Genomic DNA, 25,276 nt, shown 5'->3' with positions numbered 1-25,276 from the left:
GGGCCGGCACGCCGACGGGCGCAGTCCGACAAGCGCCGGAAACCCTTGTGGAGTCGCGGATGTTCGCAGCAGGCTCGGTCGCTCTGGTCACCGGTGGGTCCCGTGGAATCGGTCGGGCGGTGGCGCTCGACCTCGCCGCCAACGGGAACCACGTGGTGATCAACTACTCCCGTTCGGAGGAGGCGGCCAAGGAACTGGTCGCACGGATCGAGTCGAACGGGGGGTCGGCGTCGACCATCCGGGCCGACGTCACCGACGAGGGCGCCGTCCGCGAGATGTTCCGGTCGTTGCGCTCGGAGCACGGCAGGCTCGACGTCCTCGTGACCAGTGCGGGAGTCACCCGCGACAAGCACCTCGTGGCGATGAGCAGTGACCTGTTCGACGAGACGATGGGCATCAACATGAAGGGCACGTTCTTCGCGTGCCGTGAGGCACTGCGCATCATGCAGCACCAGCGCCGTGGTTCCATCGTGACCCTCAGCTCGGCCAGCGGGCTCGACGGCGGTTTCCCCGGCCAGACCAACTACGTCGCCTCCAAGGGCGCGATCATCGCGTTCAGCAAGGCGTTGTCGTACGAGGCCGCGCCCTACGGGGTGCGGGTCAACGTGGTCGCCCCCGGCTTCGTCGAGACCGATATGACCAGGATGATTCCCACGAAGCTGCGGGAGAACTACGCCTCGCGTATCCGGCTCGGCCGGATGGGCCGGCCCGAGGAGATCGCCCACCTGGTGACCTTTTTGGCCTCGGATCGGGCTTCCTACATCACCAGCGAGACGTTCGTCGCCAACGGCGGCGGTCTCGGCTGAGCACAGCACCTTCGGAGGAGATTGTGACCATCGACGAACTCCGTGCCGCCGCAGCCGCACGACAGCAGACCTGCGCCCAGATCAAGAAAATGATCGTGTCGCGGCTCGACCTGCCGATCGAACCGGAGTGGATCACCGACGACCAGCCGCTGTTCGGCAGGGGCCTCGAACTCGACAGCCTCGACGTGCTCGAACTCTACGTCGCCATCGAGGCCGAGTTCGGCGTGGCGCTCTACGACAGCGACATGTCCGTGTTCGGTTCGGTCTCGCGGTTGGCCGAGTACGTCAACCCCGACCTGCCGAAGACGGAACCCGGGGCGGGCGAGCGCGCGGCATGACGACCACGAGCGAGCCGACCGCCACCCTGACGGGCCTGGACAACGACCGCATTCGACAGATCCTGCCGCACCGGTGGCCGATGCTCCTGCTCGACCGGGTCGAGCGGGTCGAACCCGGTGTCAGGGGAGTCGGAACCAAGAACGTCACCGCCACGGAGCCGTGGTTCCAGGGGCACTTCCCGGCCGACGCCGTGTTCCCCGGCGTGCTGGTCGCCGAGGCGCTGGCACAACTGTCCGGAGTGGTCTTCGCGCTCGCTGGGGCGGGTCCCATCGGTTACCTGGCCGGGGTGCGTTCGATGAGGTTCCGGCGTCCGGTGAGGCCGGGGGACTCGCTGCTGCTGACTTCGGAACGCACCGCGGGTGGCCGCGGCTTCTGCGAGTACAAGGTCAACGCCAGGGTGGACGGCGCCGTCGTCGCCGAAGGATCGATCACGATCGCCGACCCGGCCGCTACCAGTTCGAACGGAAAGGTCTGAAAACCCGTGAATGACACGCCAACCCTGACCTCGCCGCTGCGTTCGGCGCATCCGGAAGGCACGGTGTACGGCACCGTCGGTGAGGCCACCGCGACCCTGCGTTACTCGACTCTGGAGCAGGAGTACGACGCGATCCGCAACCGCGCCGCCGTGTTCGACCTCTCCGGCGCGCGGTTGATCGAGATCACGGGCGACGGTGCGGTGGAGTACGCGCAGCGGGTGCTCGCGCGGGACGTCGAGTACCTGACGGCCGAGCGTTGCATGACGAGCCTCGTGCTCGACGCCGAGGGTTCCGTCGTGGACGAGGTCGTGGTGTGGGGCCGGGAGGACGGGCTGCTGCTGGAGAGCTCGGTCGGTAACGGTGCACTCCTGCTGGAACACCTGCGGGCGCAGGCGGGCGACGATGTGACGATCACCGACCGCACCGGCGAGCTGGTCGTGCTCGCGCTGGAAGGCCCTTACGCGTGGGGCGTGGTCGGCAGACTCATCGACGGCGAGTTGGCGGCGCTGCCGTTCGAGTCCGTGGTCGACACGACGTGGGACGGCGAGGACATCGTCTTCGCGCGCACCGGGTCGACGGCCGAGTACGGCTACAAGGTCATCGCCTCGGCCACCTCGGTGGAGAAGCTGTGGAGCAAAGCCGTCGAGCAGGCCCTGCCCGCCGGGTACGAGGCTCTGGAGCTCGCGATGCTCGAGGTGCGTCAGCCCGTCGTGCGCCACGAGGCGACCGGCGCGGACATCATCGAGATGGGCGCGAACTGGCTCGTGGACATCACCAAGGAGGAATTCCTCGGCAGGGACGCGGTGCTGGCCGCGTTCAACGCGCCCGCCAAGCGGCGCACGATCGGCTTCTCCGGCGGGGACTCGGTGCCCGAGCCCGGTACGCCGGTGACGGTCGACGGAGAGCAGGTCGGCGAAGTCGTCCACGCAGCCCGCAGCATCGCGCTCGGCACCACCCTCGGGCTGGCCAGGGTCGCTCCCGAGCTGGCCGCGGCGGGGCTGACGCTGTCGGTCGGTGACGCCGAGGTGACCACGCTGACGAGCCCGTACATCACGCCGAAGAGCTGGAGCACCCCGATCATCTGATCGCCGCGAGGCGAGTGAGGAGCGAACATGGTGCTGCGCCCTGTCGTCATCACCGGGGTCGGGGTGATCTGTGCGGTGGGCCGTGACGCGGACGAGTTCTGGCGGCGGCTCATGGCGGGCGAGTCCGGCATCACCGCCGTGCGCGACGAGCGGTTCTCCGCGTTCGAGGCCCGCTTCGCGGGCCAGGTGCCGGACGAGTGGATCGACGGGCAGTTGCCCGAGGCGGACCACCGTCTCGACCGGACAGCCCGGCTGGCACTGGCCGCGGCGCGCCAGGCCGTGGCACACGCGCGCCTCGACGAGGTTCCCGCCGAACGGTTCGGGTTGGTGCTGGGCAAGTGCCAGGCCACGCCCGACGGAGTGGGGGCCTACCAACCGATGCACGCCACCGCCGACACGGTGGGAAGGCGCCTCGGTGCGGGTGGCCCCCGCATCCTGGTGTCCACGGCGTGCGCGGCGGGAGGCAACGCCGTCGGCCTGGCGAAGGACAAGATCCTCACCGGTGAGGCCGACGTCGTGCTGGCCGGTGGCGTGGACCCGCTGCTGTTCGGCACGTACGCGGGTTTCGCGGGGCTTCAGGCGCTCAGCTCACGGCCGTGCGCGCCCTACAGCCGTTCCGACGGGCTGAACCTGGGTGAGGGTGCGGCGTTCCTGGTGGTGGAGCCACTCGACCGGGCACTCGCGCGCGGCGCCGAGCCGCTCGCCGAGGTGGCGGGATACGGGCTGTCCGCCGACGCCTACCACGCCACCGCCCCCGACCCCACGGGACGCGGCGGGGTCAGCGCGGTGCGGCGGGCGTTGGCCGACGCGGGACTGACCACCGACGACGTCGACTACGTCAACGGACACGGCACGGGAACGCCGGCCAACGACGCGATGGAGAAGAAGGTCATGCGCACCGTCTTCGGCGAGCGTGCGGGGGCGGTGCCGACCAGCAGCATCAAGTCCTTCATCGGCCACACCCTCGGTGCGGCGGGAGCGGTGGAGGCGGTGGCGAGCGTGCTCGCGCTCCGGCACGGGGCCGCGCCACCCACCATCGGGTTCACCGACGAGGCCGTCGCCTCGGCGACGTTGGACTTCGTGCCCAACACGTCGCGAGCGCTGCCGATGGACGTCGTCGTGTCCAACAACTACGCGTTCGGCGGCAACAACGCCTCGCTCGTGCTGCGCAAACCGGAACCGGAGCGCGAGTACACCGAACTGCCGGCCAAGGAAGCCGTGATCACCGGAATCGGGCCCGTGCTCGGTCTCGGCACGGGGGTCGACCAGCTCGCGCGGGCACTCGCCGAGGGCCGCACCGCCGTCGGCGCCGAACCCGTGCTGGACGGCCGGACGTTCGCGCCGCGCTCACTGTGGCGGCACATGAACCACCTGTCGCGCATGGCGATCGCCGCCTCGCGGCTGGCGTGGGAGGACGCGCGGTTGAAGCTCGGCAGGTCGGCGCTGGAGAACGTCGGCGTCGTCTTCGCCACCGCCGCGGGGTCGGTGGAGAGCACCCTGGGGTTCGACGAGAGCGTGCTGGCCAACCCGAACAAGCCGGCTGTGCTGAGTTTCTCCAACGTGGTGCTGAACGCGACCGGCGGCGCGGTGTGCCAGACCCTGGGGCTGCGCGGTGTCACGACCACGATCTGCAACGGCAACGCGTCGGCTTCGATCGCCCTGGACTGCGCGATGGAGGCCATCCGCTGCGGCAAGGCCGAGGTGGTGCTGGTGGTGGCCGCGGACGAGGCGGTGGAGGGTGCGTCCGCCCCAACCACGGTGACCCCGTACGACGCGGACTCCGCCGCCGTGGCGACGGCGTCCGGTGCGGTGTGTCTGGTGGTGGAGTCGGCCGAGCACGCGGCCGCGCGCGGCGCCACCCCGTACGCCAGGGTGCTGGGCTCGTCCCACACCTCGGTGGTCGGTGATGACGAGGCGACACTCGTCGAGCGCGGCATCGCCGCCGTGGCGGGCGAGGGCGCCGACCTCGTGGTCGGGTCCGCCTTGGGCGGCGAGGACGACGCCTCGGAGGCCCGCGCCGTCCTCTCCGCCGCACCGGGTGGACCGCTCACCGCGTCGGCGGGACTGACAGGTGACCTGCGTTCGGCGACCGGGGCCCTGAACCTCGCCCTGGGGGCGCTGGCGGTGCGCGACGGCGTCGCACCCGCACTCGTGGACCTGGCGAGTCCTCGCGTCGGAACGCTCGGCGACTACCTCACGAAACCCGACGCGGTCGCGAGTGTGCGGACCGCGCTGGTGCTCAGTTCCGCACCGGGGTCCGTGCGCGGCGTGACACTGCTGGGGGCGGTATGACGTCGGCACCTTTCGACGTGCTCGAAACCGACCGCCTGCTCACCACCACGCGTTCGGTGCGGCGCAGGCTGGACTTCGAGCGGCCCGTGCCCCGGGAGGTGATCGAGGAGGCGCTGGAGGTCGCCGTGCAGGCGCCCACGGCCAACAACCAGCAGAACTGGCGCTGGGTCGTCATCACCGAGACGTCGGTGAAGGAACAGCTCGCGGAGCTGTTCGACATCTCGTGGCGCTTCCACCAGAAGGAGGTCTGGACCGCGTCGGGGCGGCGACGCAACAGCCGTCAGGCGCAGCGCAACAACGACTCGGCCGCACAGCTGGCCCGCGACATCGCGAGGGTGCCGGTACTCGTCGTCCCGTGCGTGCTGGGCAGGCCACCGGACATCGGCGCGATCGACACCGAGTGGCTGCGGTCGCGGGCCGACGACGCGGCGACGGCCCGCGACGACGTCCGCATCGGTGCCATGCGGGCCAGCATCTTCTACGGCTCGATCTTCCCCGCCGTCTGGTCGTTCCAGCTCGCGCTCCGTAGCCGAGGACTGGGCAGCACGATCACGTGCATGCACCTTCCGTTCGAGCGGCGCGTCGGCGAGCTGCTCGGCATCCCGGCCGGGGTGACACAGGTGTGCATGGTGCCCGTGGCGTACACGGTCGGCACCGACTTCGCTCCCGCCAAGCGGTATCCGGCGAAGTCGCGCACGAGTTGGGAGAGGTGGCAGGCATGAGTGTGGAAGACACCGACGTCGTCATCGTGGGTGGCGGCATGGCGGGTACGGCGGCCGCCGCCTACCTGAGCGCGAACGGACTGTCGGTGGTGTTGCTCGAAAAACAGGAGTCCTACACCGACATCGTCCGCGGCGAGTGGTTCGCGCCGTGGGGCATGCAGGAGGCACAGCGACTCGGTGTGGACGAGGCCATCGCGTTCGGTGGTGGCTGGGAGATCCGCGAGTGGACCCAGTGGGACGAGGTGGTGGCTCCGGACGAGGCGGAGACCGTCGACATGACGCACTTCGTACCCGGTGTCGGCGGCCCGCTGGGATTCCCGCATCACACGGTGTGCGAGGCGATGGCCGAGCAGGCGGCCGACTCGGGGGCGAAGGTCGTGATGGGCGCGCAGCGCTGTGAGGTGACGGCGGGCCGGGAGCCCTCCGTGCGCTACCAGCTCGACGGCGAGCCCCACGAGGTCCGCGCGCGGATGATCATCGGGGCGACCGGTCGTGGCGGCAGGGTGGGCAGGCAGATCGGTGTCTCGATGAGGACGGCCGTGCACCACTGGGGCGGTGGTGTGCGGGTCGAGGGGCTCGACGACTGGCCGATGGACGTCCAGGCGATGGGCACCGAGGGCGAGAAGAACTTCATGGTCTTCCCCCAGGGCGACGGCCGGGCCCGGCTGTACATCAACTTCCCCACGCACAACAAGCACCGGTACCGCGGCGCCGGGGGAGTGGAACGCTTCCTCGCCGACTTCGAGCTGGACTCCCTGCCGGACGGCGGCAAGTCCGTCTACGCCGCCGCGAAGCCGATCGGCCCGCTCAAGGTGTGGCCTTCGATGACGCTGCGGCCGGAGCAGTCCATCGTCGCGGAGGGCGCGGTGCTCGTCGGTGACGAGGCGGGCAACGCGGACACGGTGCTCGGCACGGGACTGTCCTGCGCGCTGCGCGACGTCCGGGTCGTGTGCGACATCCTGCTGTCCGAGAGCGACTGGTCACCCGAGGCGTTCGAGCCGTACCTGACCGAACGCGAGGCCCGCATGAAGCGGCTGGTGTTCGGGGCGTCGATCATCGCGAAGTTGCAGTGCGAGTTCGGACCCGAGGCGACGGAACGCCGACGCCGTGCCCGCAAGCTCATGGCCGAGAACCCCGCAGCCCAGGTGCTCGGCCTGCTCAACATGGTTCCGCCGGAGCAAGTTCCGGAGTTCGGCTTCAGCGAGTTCTTCGCGGAGCGCCTGTTCAGGGAGACCGCATGATCGCCAGACAGACACTGCTCACCGACTCGGTCCACGTCAACGGGGTGGACCTGGCCTACGTGGACAAGGGCGAGGGAGACCCCGTCGTGCTGCTGCACGGCTTCCCCGACTCCCACTACCTGTGGCGCCACCAGATCGATCCGCTGGTGGAGGCCGGTTTCCGGGTCATCGCACCCGACCTGCGCGGGTTCGGCGAGTCCGGCAAGCCGCAGGAGATCGAGGCCTACGACATGCGCACGATCGTCAACGACGTCGTGGGTCTGACACAGCACCTCGGCATCTCCAAGGCCCACCTCGTCGGGCACGACTGGGGCGCGGCCATCGCGTGGATGTACGCGTTCCTCATGCCCCGCCGGGTCGACCACCTCGCGGTGTTCTCGGTGGGTCACCCGGGCGTCTTCTCGACGCCGACGATCGAGCAGCGCAGGGCGAGCTGGTACATGCTCTTCTACCAGTTCCCCGGGGTGAGCGAACAACTGTTGCGGCGCAACGGCTGGCGGTTGTTCAAGGAGATCATGGGCACCGAGGGCGACTACCAGCGCTACCCCCGGGAGCTCGCGAAGCCGGGTGCGCTGACGGCGGCGCTGAACTGGTACCGGGCCAACCGGTCGCCCGAGGCCGAGCTGCGCGTGGAACGGAACTTCCCGCCCGTGCTCGCTCCGACGCTGGGGGTGTGGTCCACGGGGGACCAGGCCATGTTGGAGGAGGGCATGACCGGCTCGGCGAAGTTCGTCAAGGGCCCGTGGCGCTACGAGCGCGTCGAGAACTCCAGCCACTGGATTCCGCTCGACCAGCCGGAGCTGACCACGAAGTTGCTGACGGGCTTCCTCGGCACCGAGAAGCCCGCGACGATGCCGACCCGCAGGCGCAGGCTCTGACCCGGGAGCGGAGGACGTGGTGATCGGTTTCGTGTTCCCCGGCCAGGGCACCGTACGGGTCGGCATGGGCGGCTGGCTGCGGCGTGACCCCGTCGGCGGCGCGGTGGTGCGGCGGGTGGACGAGCTGTTGCCGGAACCGATCAGCCCGTTGTGCGCGCGGGGTCCGCTGCCTCTGCTGGTGGACACCGCGCACGCCCAGCCCGCCGTGACGGCGTGCAACCTCGCCGCGCTCTCGGTGCTGCGGGACCGGGGGCACACCCCGGACGTCGTGGCGGGACACAGCGTCGGTGAGCTCAGCGCCCTGTGCGCCGCGGGAGTGCTGGACGTCGACACGACGATCCGGCTGGTGGCCGCCCGGTCCCGGCTGATGTCCGAGCTCGCGGAGACCGGCGCGATGGCCTCGGTGCTGGGCCTGCCGGTGGAACGGGTCGAGCAGCTCGCCGCGCAGGTGGCCGCGCCGGACGAGCCCCTGGTGGTGGGCCTGGAGAACACGGCCGACCAGACCGTGGTGTCGGGCTCGGCGCGGGCGATCGAACGGTTCACGGCGGCGGCGGCCGACGCCCGCAAGATCGTGCCGCTGAAGGTGAGCAACGCCTTCCACTCGCCGTTGATGGCGGGTGCGGTGGACGGCTGGGCCGAGGCGGTGCGCTCGGCACCCATGCGGCCACCGGAGATCCCCGTGATCCCCAACGTCACCGCCGAGCCGACCACCGACCTCCCCACGATCGTCGACGCCCTGATCGGGCAGCTCACCGGGAGGGTCCGGTGGACGTCGACCATGCGCGCACTGTCCGGCGTGGACCAGTGTGTCGAGGTGGGCGACAGTAAGGCGCTGACGGGAATGCTGCGCACCGAGGGTGTCCGCTGCGTCAGCATGTCGGCACCCACCGCGCTGCGCGCGTTGGCGGGGAGGACCGCGACATGACGTACGGGACGCCGTGGGGAAGCGCGGCCGTGCCGTTCGGCGGGATCAGCACGCCGGACGCGCTGGTGGACCCGCTGCCGCTGGAGGCGGTCTTCACCCACGCCGAGCGCGTGCGTTCGAGCAGGGGCCGGACCGTCCAGCACTGGGCGGGACGGCTCGCCGCCAAGTACGCCGTACTGCGGTTGCTGGGGGTGGACGGGGACCCGGCCGCCGGACGGCTCGGCGAGGTGGAGATCCTTCCCCGCCCGTCACCGCTCTGCGGCCGCACGGCGGCGTGCCTGCACGGACACCCGCCCGGCGTGCGACTTCGAGGGGCGCTGCGTGGCCGGGTGGAGCCGGGCACGCGCGTCGGGGTGTCGATCAGCCATGCGGCGGGGTTGGCGCTCGCCGTGGCGCTGGCGTCCGCGCCACTGCCCGAGGACGGCCCCGAGAATGACGAGGACGGGAACGGATGAACCTCACGGAGACCGCGCGAAGCTGGGTGTCGGCGTGGCGGGACGGTAGTGCCGAGGAGGTGGCCGCCGTGGTCACGTCCTTCGCCGATCCCGACACTCCCGAGCCGGTGACGGGCGAGGCGTTGAGGCACCACCTCGACACGGTGTTCCTGCGGTTTCCGAAGTGGACGCTGGAGGTGGAGTCCGTCGCCGACGCCGGGTCCACCGCCGTGATCACGTGGACGCTCTCCGCCCCGCAGCGCGCGTCCTACCTCGGCATCCCGGTCACCGGGGGCGATGCCGCGGTGACCGGCGTGCGGGGTTGTGACGTGCTCACCCTCGTGGCGGGGCAGGTCCACGCGCGGCGCTACTACGACCGTCTTGACGTCGCCGACTCGCTCGGCCACAGCGCCCGGTTCCTGCCCCCACCCACCCGGGAGTTGCAGTACGGCACGAGTTTCCGCTCCGGCACCGACCGCGCCACCCGGCCCGCCGCGTTCACCCTGACCTGGCTCGACGTCCGGGACGAGGAGGAGGGCGCCGACGTCACGCTGCTCAGCACCGAAGTGGTCAGATCACTGAGCACCACCAAGGGCTTCCTCGGCGCGGCGATCTTCGAGATCGGCGACCGGAAGTACACCCTCAGCGCGTTCGACTCGCTCGCCGCCGTCCGTGCCGTGCACGCGAGGCCGCACCAGCGTGCCATGCGCAGGTTCTTCCGGGGCGGTCTGTGCACCGGCGCCTACACCAGTGTGTGGCAACTCGAACGCGACAGCCTCTACGTGCGGTGTCCCTCCTGCGACACGATGGTCTCCGCGCCCCCCGATGCCGCTGGGGCCGACGGCGCGTCGTGCGACTGCGGGTGGACGCCTCCGCCCAGCCCCCTGTTCCCCCGAAGCGAGGAGTGAGGTCCGTTGCCCACCTTCACCGCCGAGCACTACAACACCCCCGCGGACCGGCCCCTCGTCGCCTTCATGTCCGCGTTGTTCGCGGGCAAGTGGATCTGGGACCACCCGTTCGACGCCCTGTCGCGGGCGGGTTGGCCGGTGCTGCGCACGAACGAGGCGATCTGCGCGGTCGACGCGAGAGTGGCGGGCTCCATCGAACGGCTCGGTGACGCGTTCCTGGAGTCGTGCGACGACGTGGGAGCCAGCGAGGTCGTCGTCTGCGCCAACTCGCTGGGCGGGCTGGTGGCCATCGACCTGGCGGGCCGGTTCCCCGATCGGGTCCGCGGCATCGTCGTCAGCGGCGCGCCCGGGTTGAGTACCGAGCCGGACGTGGGCCTGAGCATGGACCGGCGGGGCAGCGTCAAGCTCGCCACCGACCAGTTCCGGGAACGCATGCTGAGCGCGTTGTTCCACGGCGAGCCGCTGTTCACCGAGGAGCAGATCCGCGACACCGGTGAGCTGCTCTCCACCGGCCCGGCCATGGTCGCGATGGCCCGCAGCCTGCGTGCCACACGTACCTACCGGGTGCCGTCCGGACTGGACAAGGTCCGCTGTCCCTCGTTGTACGTGTGGGGCCGCCACGACCGGATGACGCCGGTGGAGCCGTGGCGGGAACTGGTGCCGCGCCACCCGGACACGGAGTTCGTCACGGTGGACGACTGCGGCCACATCCCGATGGTGGAGCGCGCGGACGACTACACGCGGCGGCTGCTGTCCTTCCTCGACCGGATCACCGGATGAGGGTGCCCGCTGTGCTGTTCGGCGTCGACGTCCTGGACGCGCGGAGGGTGGCCGAAGCCCTCGACCGCAACGGTGCCGTGTACGCCAGGCACGTCATCGCGGCGGACGAGCGGGACCTCACCGAGGACCGTGCGCTGGCCACCGCGGTCGGCGTCGCGGTGAAGGAGAGCTTCGTCAAGGCAGTGGGCGGACGGCCTCCGGGGTTCTCCTGGCACGACTTCGCCGCGTGCGAGGACACCGAAGTCCCCGGCCCGGCCGAACGGTTGCTGACAGACGCGCTGCCGTCCATCACCGCGGCCACCGACATCACGTTGACCGAAAGGCGCACCTACGTGGTGCGCGGGGCCAGCCGGGACGCGGCGCTGGCCCGACTGGGGGCGACGGGCCACGACGGGACGTCCGTGGTCGGCGCCGCCCGCTGGGGACGACACCACGAGGTGATCGTCGCCCTTGCCGTACTCGTCACCTCTGCGAAGGAGTCCTCATGAGTTCCGCGACCGATGCCCGCACCGAGGTTTCCGTGGCTCCGGGTGAGTCGGTGCAGGCCGCACTCGACGCCGCCGGGCCGGGAACGGTGGTGCGGCTCGCCGAAGGGACCTACGAGGGCAGCCTCGCCCTCACCGAACCCGGCGTGAGGCTGGTGGGCGCGGGTTCGGGGCGCACGGTGATCGTGCCCGGCGCGGTGGCTCCGACGACGATCCCGCCGCTGCACGACGCACCGGACGGCGTGGTCAGCGGCATCGCGGTCCACGCGGTCTCGGACGTGGAGATCGAGGGCCTGACCGTCCGTGGCTTCAGCGGTGCGGGCGTGTACGTCCACAGCTGCTCGGGCGTGCGACTGCGAGACGTCGAGGCCGACGACAACCGGGTGTGGGGACTGTACCTGCGCGAGTCGAGCGACCTGGCGGTGGAGCGGTGCCGGGCGAGCGCGAGTCAGTACGCCGGGGTCGCGTTCGCGTTCTGTCCCGAGGCGGAGGCGGTCGTGTCCGACAGCGACTGCACCGGCAGCGCGTTCGGGGTGTTCGTCGACAACTCCAGCCGTGTGAGGGTGTTGGGCAACCGCTGCCACGGCAACGCCGCGGGCATTCTCCTGCTGCACCAGACCTACGAGGGTGAACTGCCGGGCGGGGTGCGGGACTGCCTGGTGGCGGGCAACGAGACGGTCGGCAACACGCTCGCCGCGGGCGGCGAAGAACCGGATGCCCTGGGCGCGGCGGGCCCGCCGATCTCCGGTGTGGGCATCGCCGCGATCGGGGTCGAGCGGGTCGCGGTCGTCGGCAACCGCGTGCACGACAACCGCCCGTCCGGGCCCTCGGTCATGCCTGGTGCGCTGGTACTGGCCAGCTCGGCCGACTGGGGCGGCTCCGACGCGGTGGACAACTCCTTCGAGTGGAACGTCGTCACCGATAACGAACCGTTCGACGCTTTGGTCGGAACCGACCCGTCCGCGCAGCGGTTCCGCAACAATGTGGTCGGCTCCTCACAGCCCGAAGGACCATTCGGTGGAAACGGACCACAGGGGACGGTATGACCGCTGCTCTCAGCTGCGAGAACCTGGTCAAGCGGTACGGCGACAAGACGGTGGTCGACCAGGTCGGCTTCCACATCGAGCCCGGTGAGGCGTACGGCCTGCTCGGCCCGAACGGCGCGGGGAAGACCACGACCATCTCGATGCTCGTGGGACTGCTGAGACCCGACGAGGGGTCGGTGCGGGTCCACGGCATCGACGTGGGGGACGACCCGGTGGCCGCCAAGCGGCTCATCGGTTACGTGCCACAGGAGATCGCCCTCTACCCCGAGCTGACCGCGCGGGAGAACCTGCGGTACTTCGGGCGGCTCTACGGCCTACCGCGGAAGCGACTCGCCCAGCGCATCGACGAGGTGTTGGCGGCGGTCGGGCTCACCGAACGCGGTGACGACAAGGTGCAGACCTACTCCGGTGGCATGAAGCGCCGCACCAACATCGGTGTGGCACTGCTGCACGAGCCGAGGCTGCTGATCCTCGACGAACCCACGGTGGGCGTCGACCCGCAGAGCCGGGTGGCGATCCTCGACAACGTCGAGCGGCTCGTCGGCGACGGCATGAGCCTGCTCTACACCTCGCACTACATGGAAGAGGTCGAACGCGTCTGCACGCGGGTCGGCATCATCGACAAGGGCAGGGTCGTGGCCGACGGTACGAGGCGGGAGCTGGTGTCCGAACTCGGCGGCACCGACACGGTCGAACTCGTTCTCGACGGTGACGTCGAAGCCGCGGCCGAGAAGCTACGGGTCGTGGAGGGCGTCACCGAGGCCGCGGTCACCGGGCAGAACTCGGTGCGACTGCTGGCCGTCGGGGGGCGGCACCTGCTTCCCGGCCTGCTCGCCGCCGTGACCGGCGTGGCGCAGGTGACGGGTGTCGAGGTGATCGAGCCGGACCTCGAAGCGGCGTTTCTCCACCTGACCGGCAGCACACTGCGCGACTGACCACAGGAGTGAGCGTGGCGAGCAAGCTCGGCCCTCTGGCCGTGATCGTCGGTCATGAACTGAGGTCCCGCCTGCGGGACGGAACCGCGTTGTTGATCGCCTTCGTCGCGCCGGTCGTGCTGGCGACGCTGTTCGGTGTCGCGCTCGGCGGCGACGACGAGGGCCCGCTGCGCACGGTGATCGGTGTCGTCGACGACGACGGCGGCGAGTTCCCGGCGAGCGTGCAGCGGGAGGCGATGGAGACCGAGGAGCTGCGGGAGTTGCTGGAGTTCCGGCAGTTCCCCGACGAACCCGGCGCGCGGGGCGCACTGGACGCGGGTGAGATCGGTGCGGCCATCGTGTTCCCCACCGGGTTCAGCGACAGCGTCAGCGCGGGAGAGGGCGGCGAGGTGTCGGTCCTGGAGTCGGTGGAGGCTCCGTACGCCGGAGCCATCGCCAGGAGCCTGGTGAACCAGATCTCGGCGCTGGTCGAGGCGCGGACACTCGCGGTCAAGGCCTCGCTGGACGCGGGGGTCCCGGCCGACGAGGTCAAACTGTTCGTGGAGGCCAACGGCGCCGACGGCCCGGCGCTGAGGATCTCCGGTGACACGGTGGCCGCGGCCGAGGTCGACATGACGGTGCACTACGGCGCCGGGATGGCCGTGATGTTCGCGTTCTTCGTGGCGGGGACGTCGGCGCGCAGCCTGCTCACCGAACGGCAGCTCGGGACGCTCGACCGCATGAGAGCGGCGCCGATCCCGCTGTGGACGACGCTGGCGGGCAAGGCCGCGGTGGGCTTTCTGCTCGCGCTCGTGAGCATGTGCGTCACCTGGGTGTCCTCGGTGGTGATCTTCGGCACAGACTGGGGCGACCCGACGGCGGTGTTCCTGCTGCTGTTCGGGCACACCTTCGCCGCGACGATGCTCGTGCTGCTCGTGGCGAGTCGCGCCAGAACCGACGCGCAGGTGGACGGCTTCGTCATGGCCGTCTCGTTCGTGTTCGCGCTGCTGGGCGGCAGCATCGTCCCCGTCTACAACCTGCCTGACCTCCTCCAGACGGCCACGCTGATCACTCCCAACGGCTGGGTGTCGACCGGCCTCGGTGAGCTCGCCGAGGCCGGTGCTGGGGTGTCCGCCGTGGCCACGCCGGTGGCGGTGCTGCTGGGCATCGGCGTCGCGGCGGGGGTACCGGCATTCCTGCGGTTCGCGAAGGGACGGTTCGCATGAGACCACGTCCGATTGCCGCGCTGGTCGCGGCGAACCTGCTGCGGCAGGTGCGCGACCGCGTGGGTCTGTTCTTCATGGTCGTCATGCCGTTCGTGACGATCCTGTTCGTGGGGCTGGCCATGGGCGGCACCTCCGCCGACGACGAACTGCCGATCGCCGTGTACGCACACGAGACCGACCCGGTGGCCGCCGCGGTGTTGTCCGAGCTGGAGCGAGGCGACCACGTCGTCGTCGAGCCCGCTGACTCCGTGGAGGAGCTGCGAGACGAGGTGAGCAAGGGCACCGTGGCGGCCGGGCTCGTGATCGAACCGGGCGAGCCGGAGCTCGACATCGTGATGGCGCAGACCAACGGGACGACGCTGGCGGCGCGCGCCGAGATCGACGTCGCCGTCGGCAAGGTGGCCGCCGTACTGGAAGCCCGGCGGGCCGCCGAGAAGGCGGGCGCCACGCCCGAGGAAGCGGCCCGGTACGTGAGCCAGGCGCAGGCCGAGGCCGCGCCTGCCACCGTCGGCGTCCGCACCAGCGAGGGAGCCGACGACGGTGGCACGCCCAGCGGGTTCGCCTACACCGCCCCCGCCAACCTGTTGCTGTTCACGTTCATCAACTCCATGGCCGTCGCCGCCGCCCTCGTGGAGAGCAAGCGGCTCGGCATGATCCGGCGTTCCGTGGCGGCGCCGGTGAGTCAGGAGCGCATCCTGGTGGGCGAGGCGGTGAGCCGGTTCGCCGTGGCACTGGCACAGTCGCTGCTCATCATCACGGTGAGCGCGCTGCTGTTCGACGTCGAATGGGGCGATCCGCTCGGCGTCGCCGTGGTGGTGGGCGTCTTCTGCCTGGTGGCCACGGGTGCGGCGATGCTCGTCGGCGCCTACGTCTCCTCGCCGCAACAGGCCCCCGCGATCGGTCCGCCGCTGGGCATCGTGCTCGGCATGCTCGGCGGCTGCCTGTGGCCACGCGAGGTGGCCGGGGAACCGCTGAGCACGCTCGGTTACCTCTTCCCGCACGCGTGGGGCATGGACGCACTCCTGGCACTCACCGAACCGGGCGCGGGGCTGGCCGACGTGTGGCCGGAGGTGGCCGTCATCGCGGGTATGGCGGTGGTCGTGCTCGGTGCGGCCCTCGTGGTCTTCCGCAGGCGGGCCGTGGTCGTCACCTGAGGCGGCCCGCCCCTCAGGACACGGTCACGCCCGGGACTCCGTGGCGAAGCGGACGAAACCGGTGACGCGGGGGTGGAACGTGACCGGGCATTCCCGGCCGATGCCGGAGCGCAGGCTCTCCGCCACCTCGGCGTCCGGCTCACCGAAAACGTCGAAGCGCTCCACCCGGCAGTGCTCCATCACCTCCCGGATGTAGGGGTCCGCGAGCTTCCAGTGCGTCCGGACCGCGTCGGAGTCGCGGTAGAGCTGGAAGCTGTGCGCGAGCATCCGCTCGGTGTCCACGAAGGTCTCCACCAGCAACTGCGGTCCGTGTTGCCGGACGAACTCCACGGCTCGGACGACGGCGTCACGGAAGCTCTCCAGATGGCCGTCGGTGATCCGCATGGTGTTGTGGAAGAGAAGGATCGTGTTCGTGTCGCTGTGTGCCGTCATGCACCCACTCTCGTACCTCGACCAAACTGGAGATCAAGCGTCGGCCGCCTGTGGTCGGCGCAGGAAGTCCGTCACGACCTTCAGCCACTCGGCCGGAGCCTCCGCGCCGATGGCGTGCCCGCAGTCGATCTCCACGAGCCGCGCTCCGGGGATGCCGTGCGCGAGTTCACGCCCGAGGTCGGCACTCACGAGCTGGTCGCGGGTCGTGGCCACGACGAGCGTCGGCACGCTGATGCGCGGCAGTTCGGCCCGCGTGTCCACGGAGGCGACCAGGTCGACGTGCTCCGGACTGCCGGGCGGGATCGTCGCGGCGAGGTTCTCGACGGCCCTCCCGAGTGCCTCGGGGGTGAGTTCGGCCAGCCGAACCGGGTCCGTGGCCGCGTAGGTGAGGAACTCCGCGAGAGTCCGGCGGTCGCCGTCGAGCAGACGACGCCAGATCTCGATGCCGAGGCGCATGCGGTTGTCGAGTCGGGAGAACCCGGCGGTGAGGATCAGTCCTGTCACCCGTTCCGGGTGCCGGGTGGCCGCCCTCACCGCGACCGCCGTGCCCAGCGAGTAGCCCAGGACGGTGAACCGTGGCACTCCCGCTCGCACGGCCGCGGCCACGAGCGAGTCGGCCAGCCCGTCGAGACTCAGCGGGGTGGTGCTGCGCGGCGTGGCGCCGCTGCCCGGGTAGTCGGAGCCGATCACGGTGTGGGTACGGGCCAGTTCGTCGATCAACGGTGCGAAGTTCGCTTCCACGCCGCCGCCCGCACCGTGGGCCAGCAGCAGCCCGGGCCCCGAACCCCTCGTCGACGTCGCGAAATTATCGATCATGCCGCGACGTTAGAGCCTGACACCGGTGACAAGGTCAAGACTGGAGGGTGACGTGCTGATCGGTGAGTTGTCCGCCCGTACGGGAGTGAGTGCCCGGCTGCTGCGGTACTACGAGTCCCAGGGGTTGCTCCAGGTGCGGCGTGACACCAACGGGTACCGCGTCTACGACGAGGACGCGATCATCCGGGTGCGGCAGATCAAGGCGTTGCTCGGCGCGGGCCTCTCCACCGAGCAGATCCGGCACGTGCTCCCGTGCGCGCGAGGGGAGAAGCCGGACCTCGACATGTGTCCCCAGCTGCGCGAACTACTGGAAGGGCAGCTCCGCGCCGTCGACGACCACATCGAGAGGTTGCGACGCAACCGGACGGCGCTGGCGGGCCTGGCCGGTCGGGTCCCGGTCTGACCACGCTGTCCGGGGCATGTGCAAGTCTTGACGCCGTGAAGAGACTGCCCCTGCGACTGGCGCTGATGGAGGCTGCTCGAATCCTGGACGAGGCCGGCGTCGCGTCACCGCGCACCGAGGCCGAACTCATCGCCGCCCACGTGCTGGGTGTCGACCGGGGACGGCTGCCGCTCGTTCCCCTCGTCGATCCACCCGTCGTGGAGGCCATCCGTCGCATCGTCGCCGAACGCGCCACCCGCGTGCCGCTCCAGTACCTCCTCGGGGAGGCCGTGATGGGCGGCATCGGTGTCCGGGTCGGTCCGGGAGTGTTCGTTCCCCGGCCCGAGACCGAACTGTTGCTGGAGTGGGGGCTCAAGCTGCTCAAGGGCCGCGAGTACCCGGTGGTGGTGGACCTGTGCACCGGGTCGGGTGCCCTCGCCCTCGCCGTGGCGCACGCCAGGCCGGACGCGGTCGTCTACGCGGTGGACAACGACCCCGACGCGCTCGCCTGGGCCCGGCACAACGCCGACCTGCGCGCCGAGGCCGGTGACACGCCCATCCGCCTGTACTCCGGCGATGTGACGGACGACACGGTGTTCGCCGAGCTGGACGGACTCGTCGACCTCGTGCTGTGCAACCCGCCGTACGTGCCGCAGGGCACACCCGTGCCGCCGGAGGTCGCCGACTACGACCCGCCGCAGGCGGTGTTCGCGACGCAGGGCGGGCTCGACGTGATCAGACACGTCGTCACGATGGCGGCTCGCCTGCTGAGACCGGGGGGCGGCGTCGCCGTCGAGCACGACGACACCCACGCGCACGCGGTGCCGCCCCTCCTGGAGGCCCGGCGCGTGCTCACCGACGTGGTCGACCACCCCGACCTGGCGGGGCGGCCACGCTTCGTCACGGCCCGCAGGGTGTGACCGCCGGGGCCGTGGCCCGGCGCAACGGCATCGCTAAGCTTGGCGCGCATGAGCGCGGTGTACGACTGCGGTGAGCCGCACACGAGGTCCGACGGGCTGAAGGCTGCCGCCTCGGCGGTGCGTTCCGGCAGGCTCGTGGTCCTGCCGACCGACACCGTCTACGGAATCGGTGCCGACGCCTTCGACGCGGAGGCCGTGCGCGCCCTGCTGCGGGCCAAGAACCGGGGGCCGGACATGCCGGTCGGCGTCCTCGTCGGTTCATGGTCCACAGTGGATGGGCTGGTGCTCGGTCTCTCCCAGCAGGCCCGGAGTCTCATCGAGGCGTTCTGGCCCGGCGATCTCTCGATCGTCGTGCCGCACGCGCCGAGCCTGCAGTGGAATCTCGGCAGCACCCGGGGCACAGTGATGCTGCGCATGCCGCTGCACCCCGTGGCGCTCGAACTGCTGCGGGAGGTCGGGCCCATGGCCGTGTCGAGCGCCAACGTCTCCGGGCAGCCGCCCGCGTCCACGGCGCAACAGGCACGTGACCAGCTCGGCGAGTCCGTCGCGGTCTATCTCGACGGCGGCCCCAGCGGGGAACCCGTGCCGTCGACCATTGTCGATCTCACCGGCGACACCCCGTCCCTGCTTCGCGAGGGTGCGGTGAGTGCCGAGGCGGTGTCGGAGGCGCTGGGCATGGAGATCGGCCCGAAAGAGTGACCGTGATCGGTAGCGGTAGCGTTGCGCACTGTGAACCACCCGTTCGTATGTTTCGGAGGGTGACGCGGTCGTGAACTCCGCTGTCCCCACCGGTCTCCCCATCCGCGAGTACCTGCTCGTCGCTCTCGTCTCCGCCGCGGTGACCTACCTGCTCACCGCTCTCGTGCGCCGTTTCGCCATCAAGGTCAAGGCCGTCGCCGTCCCGCGCAAACGCGACGTCCACGTCGTCCCGATCCCGAGGATGGGCGGGCTCGCGATGTACCTCGGTGTGGTCGGCGGCATGGCGCTGGCCCACCAGCTGCCGGTGCTGAGACGGGCCTTCGAGTACTCCTACGATCCCGTCGCCGTCCTCATCGGTGGTGGCGTCATCGTGCTCATCGGCGCGCTCGACGACCGGTTCGAGATCGACGCGTGGACCAAGCTCGCGGGTCAGATCCTGTGCGCGGGCATCCTCGTGCTGTTCGGCGTGCAGTGGGTCTCGTTGTGGGTGCCGTGGGGCGGGGACGCGGACGCGCTCGGCAACGTGCTCATGTTCGACCGCAACCAGGGTGGGTTGCTGGTCGTGCTGCTGGTCGTGGTCATGGTGAACGCGATGAACTTCGTCGACGGCCTCGACGGGCTCGCGAGCGGGCTCGGGCTCATCGCGGCGGCGGCGACGTGCACGTTCACGCTCTGGCTGCTCGACTCCTCCGGCGGTGAGGTGAGCACCTATCCGCCCGCGCTCATCGCGGCGACGCTCGCCGGCGCCTGTCTCGGGTTCCTTCCGCACAACTTCCAGCCCGCGAAGATCTTCATGGGCGACTCGGGCTCGATGCTGATCGGGCTGATGCTGGCCGCGGCGAGCACGTCGGCGTCGGGCCGGATCGTCTACACGTCGTTCGACGCCACCGACGTCGTGGCCCTGCTCTCGCCGTTGTTCGTGGTGGCGGCGGTGCTGTTCCTGCCGCTGCTCGACCTGGTGCTGGCGGTCGTCCGCCGCACCCGGCGCGGGGAGAGCCCGTTCGCGGCCGACAAGATGCACCTGCACCACCGGTTGCTGGAGATCGGGCACTCCCAGCGTCGGGCCGTGCTTCTCATCTATCTGTGGGCCGCTCTGCTCGCGTTCGGGGCGGTCGCGGTGGCGATGTTCGACACGGCGGCCGTGTTCTGGGGCACGTGTGGGGGGCTGTTGGTCGCCGCGCTCGTCTCGTTCGTGCCGCGCCTGCGACGTCAGGGCCAGAAGAACACCGCATAGGCTGTGGCGAGGCCGGCGAGGCCGGCGAGGCCGGCCGGTGTGGTGAGGCAGCAGGTGATCGGAGGGGCGAGGCGAGTGAACGCAGTGGACGGTGGCGCGGACGCCGGGACGGCCGCCCACGACTCCGCGCAGGACGCCGCCCGTGACTCCGCCGAGGCGGAGGTCCGTGCCGCGCACGCGCGATCGGTGTACGCGCTCGCCGACGCGATGTTGCGGTGGGGCATGCTCCTGTCGCTGCCGTCGGTGCTCGTCACAGTGGGCGTGGCCACGCTCTCGGCGGGGCGACCCGGGCTGGTGGGTGCCGCGTTCGGTGTCGTGCTGGGATTCGGTTCGTCCCTCGTGACGATCACGATGATGCGGGTCGCGGCCACGCGCCCGCCGAGCACGCTCATGACCCTCGCGCTGGGTGGCTACGCGGTGAAGATGACGGCGTTGTTGCTGGTCATGCTCCTGCTGAGGGACGTCGAGGGGTTCAGCAGGCCCGCACTCGCGTTCGGCATGCTGGTGACCGTCGTGGCGTGGGCGGCGGCCGAGGTGGTGGCGTTCCGGACGACCCGGACCCCCACGCTCGTCGTCCCCCGTTCGGTGGAGCGGACTACGGACGAGTAGCCCGGTCGTCCGATCGAGGTCCGTTGAAGTACGCCCGTACGGATTGCCTGTTCCGCTCCTGGTATCGTCCGCAACGAGGTCTCATCCCCGTTCGGGGATGCCCTGCACGGTGCCGGAACTGTATCCGGTACGTTAAGTCCAGGTTTGTGACGATTCCCCCGGCGGAGTGAACGCCGGCCGGGAGAACCGGAAGGAGCCCAGTTGGGCGCGCTGGTACTAGCCGCAGGTGACGAATTCACACCGCCGACGGCAGAAGCCTTCAATCTGCCGGCAATCTTCGGCTGGGTCACGAAACCCATGCTGCTTGCCGTGCTCTCGGTCGTCATCATCGTGGCTTTCTTCCTGCTGACCACCAGGAAGATGAGCGTCGTTCCGGGCAAGGGGCAGTTCCTCGTCGAATCGCTCTACGACTTCGGGCGCAACAACATCGCCCGTGAGCAGATCGGCGCGGCGGACTTCCTCCGTTTCGTGCCGCTGGTGCTGAGCCTGTTCACCTTCATCCTGGTGAACAACCTCTTCGGGATCGTGCCGATCCTCCAGTTCCCGACGATGTCGCACATCGGGTTCCCGCTGGCCCTGTCGGTGCTGGTGGTGTACCCGGTGTACCACTACGCGGGCATCAGGAAGCACGGCCTCGGCAAATACCTCAGGCTGCAGCTCGCGCCTCCGGGAGCGCCGAAGCTCGTGTACATCCTGCTCAGCCCGATCGAGTTCTTCACCAAGTTCTTCATGAACCCGATCACGCTGGCGATCCGGGTTTTCGCGGCCATGTTCGCGGGTCACCTGCTGATCATGCTGTTCGGGATCTCGGCCGAGTACCTGTTGTTGCACGGCGAGGGTCTGGTGAAGGCGGTTTCCGCGTTCTCGTTCGCGGGTGCCTTGGCGATGACCTTCATCGAGGCACTCATCATGGTGATCCAGGCGTTCATCTTCGCGTTGTTGTCGGCCAACTACATCGGAGCGGCTCTGGCCGAAGAGCACTGAGCCGAACCAGAAAAGACCGGCGGACGGCCTACGCGAAGGTGACGTCCGTTCGACCCCAAGGCAAAGACTCCGTTAACCGAACACGGACGAAGTTGGAAAGGGAAATCACGTGAGCTCCATGCTTCTTGCCCAGCAGGCCGCCGAGACCGACATCAACGCGGGTCTCGCCGTCATCGGCTACGGCCTCGGTGCCATCGGTGGTGGTATCGGCGTGGGCATGATCTTCTCGTCGGTCATCAGCGGCACCGCCCGCCAGCCGGAGGCGCAGGGCAAGCTGATGAACATCGGCTTCACCACGTTCGCCCTGGTCGAGGTGCTCGCGCTGCTCGGGTTCGTGCTCTTCTTCCTCGCGGGCTGACGTCCCTCCACCGACTGCTTGAGTAACCAGACGAAGTGGAGACGGCGATGATTCTGGCGCAGGAAGAGTACAACCCTGTTCTTCCGCACACCTCCGAGATCATCATCGGTCTTATCGCTTTCCTCCTCCTGCTGTTCGTCATGACGAAGTTCGTCAAACCGCGCTTCGAGAAGCTGTACGAGGAGCGGGCAGCCAAGATCGAGGGCGGCATCGAGAAGGCCGAGAAGGCTCAGGCCGAGGCCGAGCAGGCGCTGGCGCAGTACAAGGCGCAGCTCGCCGAGGCTCGCAGCGAGGCGGCCAAGATCCGCGATGACGCGCGGGCCGAGGCCGAGCAGATCAAGGAAGAGCTGCGGGCGCAGGCCGAGGAGGAGGCGCGACGCATCGTCGCGCAGGGCGAGGCGCAGTTGCAGGCCCAGCGGGCTCAGCTGGTGGCCGAGCTTCGAGAGGATCTCGGGCGCAACGCCGTCCTGCTCGCCGGGCGGATCGTGGGTGAATCGCTCGAGGACGAGGCGCGGCGCCGTGGCACCGTTGACCGGTTCCTGAACGAGCTCGAAGTCAGTGGTGCGGCCGGAGCAAGGAAGTAGGGCCTAGATGACGCTGCATGCTGCGAGCCGCGAGGCTCTGAGCTTCGCCGAGACCCGTCTCGACGGAGTACTCGGCGACGCGGGCGCCGATCCGTCCGCCGTCGGGGAAGAGCTGCTCTCCGTGGTGGACCTGCTCACCAAGGAGATCGGGTTGCGGCGGGCCGTGTCGGACGGTTCGTCGGACCCCGAGGCCCGCAAGCAGCTGGTCGCGACCCTGCTGCGGGACAAGCTTTCGGCTCCCGCGCTGTCGGTGCTGGAAGCCGTGGTGGGGCAACGGTGGTCGACCCCGCGTGAGCTGGTGGACGGCCTCGAACACCTCGGTTTCTCCGCCCTGCTCGTCGGTGCGGAAAAAGCAGGCAAACTGGACGCCGTCGAGGACGAGTTGTTCCAGTTCGCTCGTATCCTGGACGGTAAGCCCGAGCTGGAGGGGGCGCTGTCCGAAAGGACGGCGCCCGCCGAGGCGAAGCGCAGCCTCGTCCGTCAGCTCATCGCGGACAAGGTCGACCCGATCACCAGGGTGCTGGTCGAGCAGGTCGTGCTCCGTCCACGCGGTCGCAGCGTCGCACGCGGTGTCGACCAGCTGGTGGAGCTGGCCGCCGGTCGTAACGACCGGGTGGTGGCCTACGTCACCAGCGCGACGGAGCTGACGGCCGAGCAGCGGGAGCGCCTCTCGGGTCAGCTGGAACGGCTCTACGGGCGACCGACCGCGTTGCACGTGGCCCTCGATCGTTCGCTGGGCTCCGGCCTGGTGGTCCGGGTCGGCGACGAGGTGATCGACGGCAGTGCCGCCGGCAGGCTGGAAGCCCTCCGCAGGCAACTGGCCGGGTGAACGAGCCGGCGACATGACACATACTTTGCACACTGGCAAGAACGAAGTGAGAGCGGGAACGACATGGCGGAGCTGACGATCTCCTCGGATGAGATCGCCAACGCGATCGAGAACTACGTCTCGAGTTATTCCCCGGACGTGAGCCGGGAAGAGGTCGGCGTCGTCGTCGACACCGGCGACGGTGTTGCCCACGTCGAAGGCCTGCCGGGCACCATGGCGAACGAGCTGCTGGAGTTCCCCGGCGGCATCCTCGGCGTCGCGCAGAACCTCGACCCGCGCGAGATCGGTGTCGTCATCCTCGGTGACTTCGACTCGATCGAAGAGGGCCAGGAGGTCAAGCGCACCGGCCAGATCCTCTCGATCCCGGTCGGCGAGAACTTCCTCGGCCGTGTCATCGACCCGCTCGGCAAGCCGATCGACGGCCTCGGCGACATCGAGTCCACGGAGCGCCGCGCACTGGAGCTCCAGGCCGCCTCGGTGGTGGAGCGGCAGCCGGTGGGTGAGCCGCTGCAGACCGGTATCACGGCCATCGACTCCATGACGCCCATCGGCCGTGGCCAGCGCCAGTTGATCATCGGCGACCGCAAGACCGGCAAGACCGCCGTCTGCGTCGACACGATCATCAACCAGAAGGCCAACTGGGAGAGCGGCGACCCGAAGAAGCAGGTTCGCTGCATCTACGTCGCCGTCGGCCAGAAGGGCTCGACGATCGCCTCCGTGCGCAAGTCGCTGGAGGACGCGGGCGCGATGGAGTACACGACCATCGTCGCCGCTCCGGCCTCCGACGCGGCCGGCTTCAAGTGGCTCGCGCCGTACTCGGGCTCCGCGCTCGGCCAGCACTGGATGTACCAGGGCAAGCACGTTCTGATCGTGTTCGACGACCTCACCAAGCAGGCCGAGGCCTACCGCGCGATCTCGCTGCTGCTGCGTCGTCCGCCGGGCCGCGAGGCCTTCCCCGGTGACGTCTTCTACTTGCACTCCCGTCTGCTGGAGCGCTGCGCCAAGCTGTCGGACGAGCTGGGTGGTGGCTCGCTGACCGGTCTGCCGGTCATCGAGACGAAGGCCAACGACATCTCGGCCTACATCCCGACCAACGTCATCTCGATCACCGACGGGCAGTGCTTCTTCCAGTCGGACCTCTTCAACTCGGGCCAGCGTCCCGCCGTCGACGTCACGACCTCGGTGTCGCGAGTCGGTGGTGACGCGCAGATCAAGGCCATGAAGACGGTCTCCGGTTCGCTGCGGATCGACCTGTCGCAGTACGAGGAACTGAAGGCGTTCGCCGCCTTCGCCTCGGACCTCGACGCCGCGTCGAAGGCGCAGCTCGACCGGGGTGCCCGCCTGTACGAGCTGCTCAAGCAGCCGCAGTACTCGCCGGTGCCCGTGGAGCAGCAGGTCCTCACCGTGTTCCTCGGCACGAAGGGGCACTACGACGACGTGCCGATCGAGGACACGGCGCGGTTCAACTCCGAGCTGCTCGAGCACATCCGGCACAAGCACGACGACATCCTCGCCTCGATCCGGGACACCGGTAAGTGGTCCGACGAGCTCGCGGAGCGGGTCGTGTCGGTCACCGCGGAGTTCAAGAAGGGCTTCACCACCTCCGAGGGCAAGTCGCTGGTCGGCGACGAGACCGTGGAGCCCATGGACGCCGACAAGGTCGGGCAGGAGTCCGTGAAGGTGCACCGTCCCGAGACTGTGAAGAAGTAGGGCGCGAG

General features: G+C 69.7%; 29 protein-coding genes. 27 read left to right on the top strand and 2 right to left on the bottom strand.

From position 1 onward, the window contains the following. Nucleotides 1-59 precede the first annotated feature (59 nt). The 17 genes from fabG to SACCYDRAFT_RS19310 are packed head-to-tail and all read left to right on the top strand — an operon-like array spanning nucleotide 60 to nucleotide 15,711. On the top strand, nucleotides 60-806 hold the full coding sequence (gene fabG, locus SACCYDRAFT_RS19390) for a 3-oxoacyl-ACP reductase FabG (protein WP_005458773.1): 747 nt from the start codon (nucleotides 60-62) through the stop codon (nucleotides 804-806). 23 nt (nucleotides 807-829) lie between these two features. After that, entirely contained in the window at nucleotides 830-1,144 is a 315-nt protein-coding gene (locus SACCYDRAFT_RS19385; RefSeq protein ID WP_005458772.1) for an acyl carrier protein, read from the top strand. Then, entirely contained in the window at nucleotides 1,141-1,620 is a 480-nt protein-coding gene (gene fabZ, locus SACCYDRAFT_RS19380) for a 3-hydroxyacyl-ACP dehydratase FabZ (protein WP_005458771.1), read from the top strand. Before SACCYDRAFT_RS19385 ends, fabZ begins: the two co-directional genes overlap by 4 nt. Nucleotides 1,621-1,626: 6 nt before the next feature. Further along, nucleotides 1,627-2,706 carry an aminomethyltransferase family protein gene (locus SACCYDRAFT_RS19375; protein ID WP_005458770.1) on the top strand — a complete coding sequence of 360 codons (1,080 nt, stop codon included), beginning with the start codon at nucleotides 1,627-1,629 and terminating at the stop codon, nucleotides 2,704-2,706. Between the two features lie 27 nt (nucleotides 2,707-2,733). Beyond that, nucleotides 2,734-4,998, top strand: a complete 2,265-nt coding sequence (locus SACCYDRAFT_RS19370; RefSeq protein ID WP_005458769.1) for a beta-ketoacyl-[acyl-carrier-protein] synthase family protein — start codon at nucleotides 2,734-2,736, stop codon at nucleotides 4,996-4,998. After that, a complete protein-coding gene (locus SACCYDRAFT_RS19365; RefSeq protein ID WP_005458767.1) occupies nucleotides 4,995-5,720 on the top strand; it encodes a nitroreductase family protein in 726 nt (241 codons plus the stop codon). Before SACCYDRAFT_RS19370 ends, SACCYDRAFT_RS19365 begins: the two co-directional genes overlap by 4 nt. Further along, entirely contained in the window at nucleotides 5,717-6,961 is a 1,245-nt protein-coding gene (locus tag SACCYDRAFT_RS19360) for an NAD(P)/FAD-dependent oxidoreductase (protein ID WP_005458766.1), read from the top strand. Before SACCYDRAFT_RS19365 ends, SACCYDRAFT_RS19360 begins: the two co-directional genes overlap by 4 nt. Beyond that, complete coding sequence (locus SACCYDRAFT_RS19355) at nucleotides 6,958-7,839, top strand: alpha/beta fold hydrolase (protein WP_005458764.1); 882 nt, start codon at nucleotides 6,958-6,960, stop codon at nucleotides 7,837-7,839. Before SACCYDRAFT_RS19360 ends, SACCYDRAFT_RS19355 begins: the two co-directional genes overlap by 4 nt. A 19-nt stretch (nucleotides 7,840-7,858) precedes the next feature. Further along, the gene (locus SACCYDRAFT_RS19350; protein WP_005458763.1) at nucleotides 7,859-8,764 is read left to right on the top strand and encodes an ACP S-malonyltransferase; all 906 of its coding nucleotides are present in this window, start codon (nucleotides 7,859-7,861) and stop codon (nucleotides 8,762-8,764) included. Continuing rightward, nucleotides 8,761-9,219, top strand: coding sequence for a holo-ACP synthase (locus SACCYDRAFT_RS19345; protein ID WP_005458762.1), 459 nt, complete (start codon nucleotides 8,761-8,763; stop codon nucleotides 9,217-9,219). The genes SACCYDRAFT_RS19350 and SACCYDRAFT_RS19345 overlap by 4 nt, the downstream gene beginning before the upstream one ends. Then, nucleotides 9,216-10,106, top strand: coding sequence for a nuclear transport factor 2 family protein (locus SACCYDRAFT_RS19340; protein WP_005458761.1), 891 nt, complete (start codon nucleotides 9,216-9,218; stop codon nucleotides 10,104-10,106). The genes SACCYDRAFT_RS19345 and SACCYDRAFT_RS19340 overlap by 4 nt, the downstream gene beginning before the upstream one ends. 6 nt (nucleotides 10,107-10,112) lie before the next feature. After that, nucleotides 10,113-10,886, top strand: a complete 774-nt coding sequence (locus SACCYDRAFT_RS19335) for an alpha/beta fold hydrolase (RefSeq protein ID WP_005458760.1) — start codon at nucleotides 10,113-10,115, stop codon at nucleotides 10,884-10,886. Beyond that, on the top strand, nucleotides 10,883-11,374 hold the full coding sequence (locus SACCYDRAFT_RS19330) for a holo-ACP synthase (protein ID WP_005458759.1): 492 nt from the start codon (nucleotides 10,883-10,885) through the stop codon (nucleotides 11,372-11,374). Before SACCYDRAFT_RS19335 ends, SACCYDRAFT_RS19330 begins: the two co-directional genes overlap by 4 nt. Further along, nucleotides 11,371-12,417, top strand: coding sequence for a right-handed parallel beta-helix repeat-containing protein (locus tag SACCYDRAFT_RS19325; protein ID WP_005458758.1), 1,047 nt, complete (start codon nucleotides 11,371-11,373; stop codon nucleotides 12,415-12,417). Before SACCYDRAFT_RS19330 ends, SACCYDRAFT_RS19325 begins: the two co-directional genes overlap by 4 nt. Further along, nucleotides 12,414-13,352: an ABC transporter ATP-binding protein gene (locus SACCYDRAFT_RS19320; protein WP_005458757.1), complete on the top strand. Its 939-nt coding sequence runs from the start codon at nucleotides 12,414-12,416 to the stop codon at nucleotides 13,350-13,352. The genes SACCYDRAFT_RS19325 and SACCYDRAFT_RS19320 overlap by 4 nt, the downstream gene beginning before the upstream one ends. 14 nt (nucleotides 13,353-13,366) lie before the next feature. Continuing rightward, complete coding sequence (locus SACCYDRAFT_RS19315; protein ID WP_005458755.1) at nucleotides 13,367-14,557, top strand: ABC transporter permease; 1,191 nt, start codon at nucleotides 13,367-13,369, stop codon at nucleotides 14,555-14,557. Beyond that, the gene (locus SACCYDRAFT_RS19310) at nucleotides 14,554-15,711 is read left to right on the top strand and encodes an ABC transporter permease (protein ID WP_005458752.1); all 1,158 of its coding nucleotides are present in this window, start codon (nucleotides 14,554-14,556) and stop codon (nucleotides 15,709-15,711) included. The genes SACCYDRAFT_RS19315 and SACCYDRAFT_RS19310 overlap by 4 nt, the downstream gene beginning before the upstream one ends. A gap of 24 nt (nucleotides 15,712-15,735) precedes the next feature. Here SACCYDRAFT_RS19310 and SACCYDRAFT_RS19305 read toward each other — a convergent pair whose 3' ends face one another. Both SACCYDRAFT_RS19305 and SACCYDRAFT_RS19300 read right to left on the bottom strand, forming a co-directional pair. After that, nucleotides 15,736-16,143 (bottom strand): hypothetical protein, encoded by a 408-nt coding sequence (locus SACCYDRAFT_RS19305; protein WP_005458750.1) that lies wholly within the window; start codon nucleotides 16,141-16,143, stop codon nucleotides 15,736-15,738. 33 nt (nucleotides 16,144-16,176) lie between these two features. Then, complete coding sequence (locus tag SACCYDRAFT_RS19300) at nucleotides 16,177-16,959, bottom strand: alpha/beta fold hydrolase (RefSeq protein WP_005458747.1); 783 nt, start codon at nucleotides 16,957-16,959, stop codon at nucleotides 16,177-16,179. A gap of 52 nt (nucleotides 16,960-17,011) precedes the next feature. On the opposite strand from SACCYDRAFT_RS19300, the gene SACCYDRAFT_RS19295 reads away from it, so the two are divergent. From SACCYDRAFT_RS19295 to atpA, 10 genes are all read left to right on the top strand, one after another. Then, entirely contained in the window at nucleotides 17,012-17,362 is a 351-nt protein-coding gene (locus SACCYDRAFT_RS19295; RefSeq protein ID WP_005458746.1) for a MerR family transcriptional regulator, read from the top strand. Between the two features lie 35 nt (nucleotides 17,363-17,397). Then, entirely contained in the window at nucleotides 17,398-18,261 is an 864-nt protein-coding gene (gene prmC, locus SACCYDRAFT_RS19290) for a peptide chain release factor N(5)-glutamine methyltransferase (RefSeq protein ID WP_005458745.1), read from the top strand. Nucleotides 18,262-18,309: 48 nt separating this feature from the next. Beyond that, entirely contained in the window at nucleotides 18,310-18,960 is a 651-nt protein-coding gene (locus tag SACCYDRAFT_RS19285; protein WP_005458744.1) for an L-threonylcarbamoyladenylate synthase, read from the top strand. A gap of 70 nt (nucleotides 18,961-19,030) precedes the next feature. Further along, on the top strand, nucleotides 19,031-20,194 hold the full coding sequence (locus SACCYDRAFT_RS19280) for a glycosyltransferase family 4 protein (protein WP_005458743.1): 1,164 nt from the start codon (nucleotides 19,031-19,033) through the stop codon (nucleotides 20,192-20,194). Between the two features lie 75 nt (nucleotides 20,195-20,269). Further along, nucleotides 20,270-20,803, top strand: a complete 534-nt coding sequence (locus SACCYDRAFT_RS19275; RefSeq protein ID WP_005458742.1) for a hypothetical protein — start codon at nucleotides 20,270-20,272, stop codon at nucleotides 20,801-20,803. Between the two features lie 201 nt (nucleotides 20,804-21,004). Then, nucleotides 21,005-21,787 (top strand): F0F1 ATP synthase subunit A, encoded by a 783-nt coding sequence (gene atpB / locus SACCYDRAFT_RS19270; RefSeq protein ID WP_005458741.1) that lies wholly within the window; start codon nucleotides 21,005-21,007, stop codon nucleotides 21,785-21,787. Nucleotides 21,788-21,905: 118 nt separating this feature from the next. Then, nucleotides 21,906-22,145 (top strand): F0F1 ATP synthase subunit C, encoded by a 240-nt coding sequence (locus SACCYDRAFT_RS19265; protein ID WP_005458740.1) that lies wholly within the window; start codon nucleotides 21,906-21,908, stop codon nucleotides 22,143-22,145. Between the two features lie 47 nt (nucleotides 22,146-22,192). Further along, complete coding sequence (locus tag SACCYDRAFT_RS19260) at nucleotides 22,193-22,729, top strand: F0F1 ATP synthase subunit B (protein WP_005458739.1); 537 nt, start codon at nucleotides 22,193-22,195, stop codon at nucleotides 22,727-22,729. 7 nt (nucleotides 22,730-22,736) lie between these two features. After that, nucleotides 22,737-23,558, top strand: coding sequence for a F0F1 ATP synthase subunit delta (locus SACCYDRAFT_RS19255; protein ID WP_005458738.1), 822 nt, complete (start codon nucleotides 22,737-22,739; stop codon nucleotides 23,556-23,558). A 63-nt stretch (nucleotides 23,559-23,621) separates the two neighbouring features. Then, the gene (atpA, locus tag SACCYDRAFT_RS19250; protein ID WP_005458737.1) at nucleotides 23,622-25,268 is read left to right on the top strand and encodes a F0F1 ATP synthase subunit alpha; all 1,647 of its coding nucleotides are present in this window, start codon (nucleotides 23,622-23,624) and stop codon (nucleotides 25,266-25,268) included. The last annotated feature ends 8 nt before the right edge of the window (nucleotides 25,269-25,276 follow it).

The organism is Saccharomonospora cyanea NA-134, assembly GCF_000244975.1.
Lineage (GTDB): Bacteria > Actinomycetota > Actinomycetes > Mycobacteriales > Pseudonocardiaceae > Saccharomonospora > Saccharomonospora cyanea.
Note: the sequence above shows the minus strand (reverse complement) of the source record. Positions and strands in the feature narration are given on the sequence as shown.

Coding starts and splice junctions, on each gene's coding strand:
- fabG (WP_005458773.1), top strand. CDS start 60: ATGTTCGCAGCAGGCTCGGTCGCTCTGGTCACCGGTGGGTCCCGTGGA.
- fabZ (WP_005458771.1), top strand. CDS start 1,141: ATGACGACCACGAGCGAGCCGACCGCCACCCTGACGGGCCTGGACAAC.
- SACCYDRAFT_RS19370 (WP_005458769.1), top strand. CDS start 2,734: ATGGTGCTGCGCCCTGTCGTCATCACCGGGGTCGGGGTGATCTGTGCG.
- SACCYDRAFT_RS19365 (WP_005458767.1), top strand. CDS start 4,995: ATGACGTCGGCACCTTTCGACGTGCTCGAAACCGACCGCCTGCTCACC.
- SACCYDRAFT_RS19360 (WP_005458766.1), top strand. CDS start 5,717: ATGAGTGTGGAAGACACCGACGTCGTCATCGTGGGTGGCGGCATGGCG.
- SACCYDRAFT_RS19355 (WP_005458764.1), top strand. CDS start 6,958: ATGATCGCCAGACAGACACTGCTCACCGACTCGGTCCACGTCAACGGG.
- SACCYDRAFT_RS19345 (WP_005458762.1), top strand. CDS start 8,761: ATGACGTACGGGACGCCGTGGGGAAGCGCGGCCGTGCCGTTCGGCGGG.
- SACCYDRAFT_RS19340 (WP_005458761.1), top strand. CDS start 9,216: ATGAACCTCACGGAGACCGCGCGAAGCTGGGTGTCGGCGTGGCGGGAC.
- SACCYDRAFT_RS19330 (WP_005458759.1), top strand. CDS start 10,883: ATGAGGGTGCCCGCTGTGCTGTTCGGCGTCGACGTCCTGGACGCGCGG.
- SACCYDRAFT_RS19325 (WP_005458758.1), top strand. CDS start 11,371: ATGAGTTCCGCGACCGATGCCCGCACCGAGGTTTCCGTGGCTCCGGGT.
- SACCYDRAFT_RS19320 (WP_005458757.1), top strand. CDS start 12,414: ATGACCGCTGCTCTCAGCTGCGAGAACCTGGTCAAGCGGTACGGCGAC.
- SACCYDRAFT_RS19310 (WP_005458752.1), top strand. CDS start 14,554: ATGAGACCACGTCCGATTGCCGCGCTGGTCGCGGCGAACCTGCTGCGG.
- SACCYDRAFT_RS19305 (WP_005458750.1), bottom strand. CDS start 16,143: ATGACGGCACACAGCGACACGAACACGATCCTTCTCTTCCACAACACC.
- SACCYDRAFT_RS19300 (WP_005458747.1), bottom strand. CDS start 16,959: ATGATCGATAATTTCGCGACGTCGACGAGGGGTTCGGGGCCCGGGCTG.
- SACCYDRAFT_RS19285 (WP_005458744.1), top strand. CDS start 18,310: ATGAGCGCGGTGTACGACTGCGGTGAGCCGCACACGAGGTCCGACGGG.
- SACCYDRAFT_RS19265 (WP_005458740.1), top strand. CDS start 21,906: ATGCTTCTTGCCCAGCAGGCCGCCGAGACCGACATCAACGCGGGTCTC.
- SACCYDRAFT_RS19260 (WP_005458739.1), top strand. CDS start 22,193: ATGATTCTGGCGCAGGAAGAGTACAACCCTGTTCTTCCGCACACCTCC.
- SACCYDRAFT_RS19255 (WP_005458738.1), top strand. CDS start 22,737: ATGACGCTGCATGCTGCGAGCCGCGAGGCTCTGAGCTTCGCCGAGACC.
- atpA (WP_005458737.1), top strand. CDS start 23,622: ATGGCGGAGCTGACGATCTCCTCGGATGAGATCGCCAACGCGATCGAG.